This window comes from Cellulomonas sp. P4_B5_2, from assembly GCF_056402235.1.
This window is the reverse complement of record NZ_JBFUHU010000192.1, coordinates 1-7,174: the sequence shown is the minus strand read 5'-3', so window position 1 is coordinate 7,174 and position 7,174 is coordinate 1. Positions and strand designations below refer to the sequence as shown.

General features: G+C 72.7%; 5 protein-coding genes. 3 read left to right on the top strand and 2 right to left on the bottom strand.

What is annotated here, in order from left to right:
- Positions 1-49 precede the first annotated feature (49 nt).
- Positions 50-2,629: an ATP-dependent Clp protease ATP-binding subunit gene (locus tag AC1DUQ_RS14215; RefSeq protein WP_477074006.1), complete on the bottom strand. Its 2,580-nt coding sequence runs from the start codon at positions 2,627-2,629 to the stop codon at positions 50-52.
- Between the two features lie 227 nt (positions 2,630-2,856).
- Between AC1DUQ_RS14215 and allB the strand changes: the two genes are divergently transcribed.
- Positions 2,857-4,194 carry an allantoinase AllB gene (gene allB, locus AC1DUQ_RS14210; RefSeq protein WP_477060963.1) on the top strand — a complete coding sequence of 446 codons (1,338 nt, stop codon included), beginning with the start codon at positions 2,857-2,859 and terminating at the stop codon, positions 4,192-4,194.
- A 4-nt stretch (positions 4,195-4,198) separates the two neighbouring features.
- Here allB and AC1DUQ_RS14205 read toward each other — a convergent pair whose 3' ends face one another.
- A complete protein-coding gene (locus tag AC1DUQ_RS14205) occupies positions 4,199-4,879 on the bottom strand; it encodes a YoaK family protein (protein WP_477060962.1) in 681 nt (226 codons plus the stop codon).
- A 26-nt stretch (positions 4,880-4,905) separates the two neighbouring features.
- Here AC1DUQ_RS14205 and AC1DUQ_RS14200 point away from each other — a divergent pair, with 26 nt between their 5' ends.
- Together AC1DUQ_RS14200 and AC1DUQ_RS14195 are read left to right on the top strand one after the other, a co-directional pair.
- On the top strand, positions 4,906-5,976 hold the full coding sequence (locus AC1DUQ_RS14200; protein ID WP_477060961.1) for an acetamidase/formamidase family protein: 1,071 nt from the start codon (positions 4,906-4,908) through the stop codon (positions 5,974-5,976).
- On the top strand, positions 5,973-7,174 hold a 1,202-nt coding region (locus tag AC1DUQ_RS14195), incomplete at its 3' end, for an AtzH-like domain-containing protein (protein ID WP_477074005.1). The genes AC1DUQ_RS14200 and AC1DUQ_RS14195, both read left to right, overlap by 4 nt.

The window sequence follows — 7,174 nt, the reverse complement described above, 5'->3', positions numbered from 1 at the left end:
CGCCCCGGTCCGCGAGGGACCGGGGCGTTCGCCGTGCGTGCGGTGCGGGTCAGCCCACCTGGGGCAGCGTCCCCGTGCCACCGTCGCTGATGACCGGGCCCGCCGCGGGCAGGTCGGTGCCCGATCCCGGCGTGCCGTAGGAGGCGCCGACCGCGACCGGCTCCGCCGGGTGCGCTCCGCGCGGGACGCCACGGAACGTGAACTCCCCGAGCAGACCCTCGCCCTCGGCGTCCACGATCACGAGCTGGCCGGCCTTGAGCTCGCCGAACAGGATCTTCTCGGACAGTGCGTCCTCGATGTCCCGCTGGATGGCGCGGCGCAGCGGCCGAGCACCCAGGACCGGGTCGTAGCCCTTCTCCGACAGCAGCTTCTTGGCCGCAGGCGTGATCTCGATGTCCATGTCCTTGGCCCGCAGGCGCGTGGCCAGCTTGGCGACCATGAGGTCGACGATCGCGAAGATCTCCGGCTGGGACAGCTGCGGGAACACGACCACGTCGTCGACGCGGTTGAGGAACTCAGGCCGGAAGTGCTGCTTGAGCTCGTCGTTGACCTTGGACTTCATGCGCTCGTACGACGTCGACAGGTCCCCGCCGGCCTGGAAGCCGGTCATGAGGCCCTTGGCGATGTCCCGGGTGCCGAGGTTCGTGGTCATGATGATGACGGTGTTCTTGAAGTCGACCACCCGGCCCTGCGAGTCGGTCAGGCGACCGTCCTCGAGGATCTGCAGCAGCGAGTTGAAGATGTCCGCGTGCGCCTTCTCGACCTCGTCGAAGAGGACCACCGAGAACGGCTTGCGACGGACCTTCTCCGTGAGCTGGCCGCCCTCGTCGTACCCGACGTAGCCGGGAGGCGAGCCGAACAGCCGCGAGACCGTGTGCTTCTCCGAGAACTCGGACATGTCGAGCTGGATGAGCGCGTCCTCGTCACCGAACAGGAACTCCGCGAGCGCCTTGGCCAGCTCGGTCTTCCCGACGCCCGTGGGGCCGGCGAAGATGAACGACCCACCGGGGCGCTTCGGGTCCTTGAGCCCGGCACGCGTACGGCGGATGGCCTGCGAGAGCGCCTTGATGGCCGCCTCCTGGCCGACGACGCGCTTGTGCAGGTTCTCCTCCATGTGGAGCAGCCGGCTGGACTCCTCCTCGGTGAGCTTGAACACCGGGATGCCCGTGGCGATCGCCAGCACCTCGGCGATGAGCTCCTCGTCCACCTCCGCGACCGCGTCGAGGTCGCCGGACTTCCAGGCCTTCTCCTTCTCCACGCGCTTGAGACCGAGCTGCTTCTCGGCGTCGCGGAGACGGGCTGCCTTCTCGAAGTCCTGCTCGTCGATCGCCGACTCCTTGTCGCGGCGCGTCTCGGCGATCTGCTCGTCGAGCTCGCGCAGCTCCGGGGGAGCCGTCATGCGGCGGATGCGCAGGCGGGCGCCGGCCTCGTCGACCAGGTCGATCGCCTTGTCCGGCAGGTAGCGGTCGTTGACGTACCGGTCCGCCAGGGTGGCGGCGGCGACCAGCGCGGCGTCCGTGATGGACACGCGGTGGTGCGCCTCGTACCGGTCGCGCAGACCCTTGAGGATCTCGATCGCGTGCGCCAGGTTGGGCTCGGCCACCTGGATCGGCTGGAAGCGACGCTCCAGGGCAGGGTCCTTCTCGACGTACTTGCGGTACTCGTCGAGCGTGGTGGCACCGATGGTCTGCAGCTCGCCGCGCGCCAGCATCGGCTTGAGGATGCTCGCGGCGTCGATGGCGCCCTCGGCGGCACCCGCCCCGACGAGGGTGTGGATCTCGTCGATGAACAGGATGATGTCGCCGCGCGTGCGGATCTCCTTGAGCACCTWCTTCAGGCGCTCCTCGAAGTCACCGCGGTACCGGGAACCCGCCACGAGCGCGCCCAGGTCCAGCGTGTAGAGCTGCTTGTCCTTCAGCGTCTCGGGCACGTCGCCGCGCACGATGTCCTGCGCGAGGCCCTCGACGACGGCGGTCTTGCCGACGCCGGGCTCCCCGATGAGGACCGGGTTGTTCTTGGTGCGGCGGGACAGCACCTGCATGACCCGCTCGATYTCYTTCKMRCGSCCGATGACCGGGTCGAGCTTGCCSTCGMGCGCRGCCTGSGTSAGGTTGCGGCCGAACTGGTCGAGGACGGCGCTGCCCGAGGGCTGACCCTCCTGCGGACCGCCGGCGGCGACGGGCTCCTTGCCCTGGTAGCCGGAGACGAGCTGGATGACCTGCTGGCGCACGCGGTTCAGGTCCGCGCCCAGCTTGTTGAGGACCTGGGCGGCGACGCCCTCGCCCTCGCGGATGAGGCCGAGCAGGATGTGCTCGGTCCCGATGTAGTTGTGGCCCAGCTGCAGCGCCTCGCGCAGCGACAGCTCGAGGACCTTCTTGGCGCGCGGGGTGAAGGGGATGTGACCCGACGGAGCCTGCTGGCCCTCGCCGATGATCTCCTGCACCTGGGCGCGCACGGCCTCGAGCGAGATGCCGAGCGACTCCAGAGCCTTGGCTGCGACACCCTCACCCTCATGGATCAGGCCCAGGAGGATGTGCTCCGTCCCGATGTAGTTGTGGTTGAGCATCCGTGCCTCTTCTTGGGCAAGGACGACCACGCGACGGGCTCGGTCCGTGAATCTCTCGAACATGTGCACTCCTCACGAGCTGCGTGCCGGCTCCCCTGGCTGGCGCACCGGGGGACGACGGGGCGGCGTTGTTCGATGCTAACGGCGGGGTGGTGCCTGGACTGCCCGTGTTCGCCGCAGGCGTGACGACGGCCCCCGGTTGCCCGGTGTCTGCCGGTTTCCGGATCCACGCGGACGCGGTGTCGCCGGTGGCCGTAGCCTGACGCAGCAGCCGACCACCGGGAGCCGCCATGACCGTGCCCGACCTCGTCGTCCGCGCGCGCCGCGCCTGGGTCGACGAAGCGTGGCAGCCCGCGCAGGTCGCGGTCACCGACGGGCGCATCACCGCGCTCGACGGACCGGTCCCGGCCGGTGTCGCGGAGGTCGAGCTCGGCCCCGACGAGGTCCTTCTGCCCGGCCTGGTGGACAGCCACGTGCACGTCAACGAGCCGGGCCGCACCGCGTGGGAGGGCTTCGCGTCGGCTACCCGTGCGGCTGCTGCCGGTGGTGTCACGACCCTGGTCGACATGCCGCTCAACTCGATCCCGCCCACCACCACGGTCCGGGCACTGGACGCCAAGCGCGCGGCGACCGCCCGCAAGCTGACCGTGGACGTGGCGTTCTGGGGCGGGGCCGTGCCGGAGAACCTCGGGTCGCTCCGGCCCCTGCACGACGCCGGCGTCCGCGGGTTCAAGGCGTTCCTCACCCCGTCGGGCGTCGACGAGTTCGGACACCTCGACCCCGCGCAGCTGGAGGCCGCGCTCGCGGAGGTGGCCACGCTCGGCAGCGTCCTGGTCGTGCACGCCGAGGACCCGGCCGACCTGCGCGGCGACGGCGCCCTGGGCGACCGGTACGCGGACTTCCTGGCCAGCCGGCCGGCCGTGAGCGAGCGGCACGCGATCGCCCGGGTGATCGACGCGATGCGGCGCACCGGCGCCCGCGCGCACGTCCTGCACCTGTCTGACGCCGGTTCGCTCGACCTGGTCCGCGCCGCCAAGGCCGACGGCCTCCCGCTGACCGTCGAGACCTGCCCGCACTACCTCGCGCTGCGGGCCGAGGACGTGCCGGCCGCCGCGACGCAGTTCAAGTGCTGCCCGCCCATCCGCGACGCCGGCAACCAGGACCTGCTGTGGGAGGCCGTGCTCGACGGGACGATCGACGCGATCGTGTCCGACCACTCGCCGTCGACCGCGGACCTGAAGAACGCCGACTTCGGACTGTCCTGGGGCGGCATCGCGGGACTGCAGCTCGGGCTGTCGGTCGTGTGGACGGAGGCCCGCCGGCGCGGGATCGCCCTGGAGCGGCTGCTGCCGCTGGTCACCACCGGGCCTGCGCGGGTGGCGGGACTGGACCTGGGCGAGCTGGCGGTCGGCGCGCCCGCGCACCTGGTGGCGTTCGCGCCCGACGAGCAGCGGGTGGTCGACGTGCACGCGCTGGAGCACCGGAACCCGGTGTCGCCCTACGACGGTGCCTCGCTCGCCGGTGCCGTGCGGACGGTGTGGCTGCACGGGTCGCCGATCGTGCAGGCCGGAGCCGTGACCGCTGCGGGGACCGGTCGTGTCCTCCTGCCGGAGGTCGCCCGTGCGTGAGCCGTCAGGCCTCGCGGTGACGGTGCCCGAGCGCCGCCGCGGTGAGCGCCAGCACCCCCGCGACCAGCATCCCCACGCCCACACCCTGCTCGCCCCCGACCTCGAGCAGCAGCGCCCCGACGCCCGCGCCCACCAGGATCAGCGCGACGGCGAGCGAGCGGCGCGCCCAGCCCTTCCCCTCGCCGCCGGCCAGCCGGCTGTCCGCCGCCAGACCCGTGAGCGTGGACGTGACGACCACCGTGGTCACGTCCTTGACCGCCAGCCGTCGCGCGCTCGCGGCCTGGAGCCCCATCGCGACCGCCAGCAGCGCGGTGACGACGAACGCCCACACCGTCCCCTCGACCGGCGGCGCCACGAGCGCGCCCAGGCCGAGCCCGACCGCGAGCACCCCGGTGGCCGCGAACGTGCCGCTCGTGCGGTGCGACCAGCCGGCCGGTGCGGTCCGCAGCACCCGTCCGCCCACCGCGGCACCGGCCAGGAAGCCGACCAGCGCGAGCGCCGGGCCGAGCACCGGCAGGTCGTCGGCCCCCGCAAGACCCATGCCGAGGATCACCACGTTGCCGGTCATGTTCGCGGTGAACACGCGGTCCAGTCCCAGGTAGCCGACGGCGTCGACGATGCCGGTCGTGAACGTCAGAGCCAGCATGAGCACCAGGTGTCGGCGCGCGTCGTCCCAGGTCCTCACCGCGTCATCGTGGGGGTGCAGGACCGATGAGTGCAACGTTGCAGCCGGGTGCCGGCGAGATCCGGGCGGCGGCCTACCTGCCGTCGACCCCGCAGACCGTCCTGTGGGGACGTCTCCCTTGCGGCGCCGACGAGCCGGTGCTGCGCATCGAGCCCGGCACCGAGGTCACCATCGACACGGTGAGCCACGAGGGCCTGCTCGACGACCAGGGCAGCGACCCGCTGGCCTACTTCACCGGCCACGGGGTGGCCCCGAGCGACGTGCTGACCGACGCGATCGAGATCGTCGGCACCCTGACGCGGAAGACCACCGACGGCCCACACGTGGTGACCGGTCCGATCCACGTCGAGGGCGCCTTGCCCGGTGACCTGCTGGCGATCACCGTGCTGGAGACCACCCCCCGCGTTCCGTACGGGGTCATCTCCAACCGGCACGGCCGCGGCGCGCTGGCCGGCGAGCTCCCGCGGGGGCCCCAGAACGTGAGCGTGTTCGCCACGGTGCGGGAGAACGTCGGCTGCCTGCCGGCGGTCGACGGCGGCGAGCGGCTGATCGAGTTTCCGCTCGCCCCCTTCCTCGGGATCATGGGCGTCGCGGTGGCCGGCGACGAGCGCCCGCACTCCGTGCCCCCGGGTGCGCACGGCGGCAACATCGACATCAACCTGCTCCAGGTGGGCAGCACCCTGTACCTGCCGGTGCAGGTGCCGGGCGCGCTCGCGTACGTGGGCGACCCGCACTTCGCGCAGGGCGACGGCGAGGTGGCGCTCACCGCGCTGGAGGCGTCGCTGCGGGTCACGCTCCGGTTCGACGTGGTGCCCGCGGTCGAGGCGCTGGCCCGGTTCGGACCGTTCGAGGGGCCGCTGGTCGAGACGCCGGAGTACCTGGTCCCGACCGGGCTCGACAAGGACCTGGGCGAGGCCGTGCGCAAGTGCGTCCGGGCGGCGCTCGGCCTGCTCCAGGCCCGCTGGGGGCTCGACGAGCATCTCGCCTACGCGTACCTCTCGGCGGCCACCGACATCAACATCTCGCAGGTGGTCGACCAGGTGTGCGGGGCCCACGCGCGGATCCGGGTGGCCGACTTCGACGGGCTCGCCCGATGAGCCTGCCCGCGGACCTGCAGGAGGCGTTCGACGCGTACGAGCACGCGCTCGCCACCGACGACGTCGCGACGCTGGACGACGCGTTCGCCCCCGGTCCGCTGACGCTGCGCGGCGACGGCGACGGCCTGCTGGTCGGGCACGACGCCATCAGCGCGTTCCGCAGCACGCGCGGCGGCATCGCGCCCCGGGTGCTGGACCGGGTCGAGTTCCGGCAGCTCGCCGACGACTGCTGGCTCATCGTGGCGACCTCCCGCTACGAGGGCGGCGGATCCGGGCTGCAGACGCAGGTGTGGCAGCTCTCCGAGGGCCGCTGGCGCATCACGGCCGCGCACGTCACCGGCCGGACCCGGAGCTTCGACACGTCCGTGTGGCGCACGGTCGGGGACCCGCTCTACCAGGGCGCGTTCACCGGCCCGCTGCTGGGTCTGCGGGTCGCCGTCAAGGACGTCTTCGCCGTCCGCGGCTACCGGATCGGCGCGGGCAACCCGACGTGGCTGCGTGAGGCGGCCCGCGAGCGCGAGCACGCCCCGGCGGTGCTCGACCTGCTCAAGGGAGGCGCGTCCGTCCGCGGCCTGGCCCGCACCGACGAGCTCGCGTACTCGATCGCGGGCGCCAACCCGCACTACGGCACCCCCGTCAACGGCGCCGTCCCCGGAGCGCTCCCAGGTGGCTCGTCCAGCGGGCCCGCGACCGCCGTCGCCACCGGGCAGGCGGACGTCGGCCTGGCCAGCGACACCGCCGGGTCGGTCCGCGTGCCGGCGAGCTACCAGGGTCTGTGGGGGCTGCGCACCACGCACGGGCTGGTGCCTCGGCAGGGGATGCTGCCGCTGGCGCCCTCGTTCGACACGGTGGGCTGGCTGACCCGGACGGGCGCGACCCTGGAGCACGTCGTCAGCTGGTGCCTCGACGACGACGCGCCGCTCCTGCCCTCCCGCCGGGTGGTCCCCGTCGAGGTCCTGCAGCTGCTGGAGCCGGCGACGCGCGAGGCGTTCGACGCCTGGTGCGCCGGGACGGTCGAGGAGGTCGAGGTCGGCCCTCTCGACGCGTGGTTCGAGGCGTTCCGCGTGGTGCAGGCCGCGGAGGCGTGGCGGGCGCACGGCACCTGGATCGACGCGCATCCCGACGCGGTCGGACCCGGCGTGCGTGAGCGGTTCGCGATCGCGCGGGAAGTGACCGCGGCGGACGAGGCCTCCGCTCG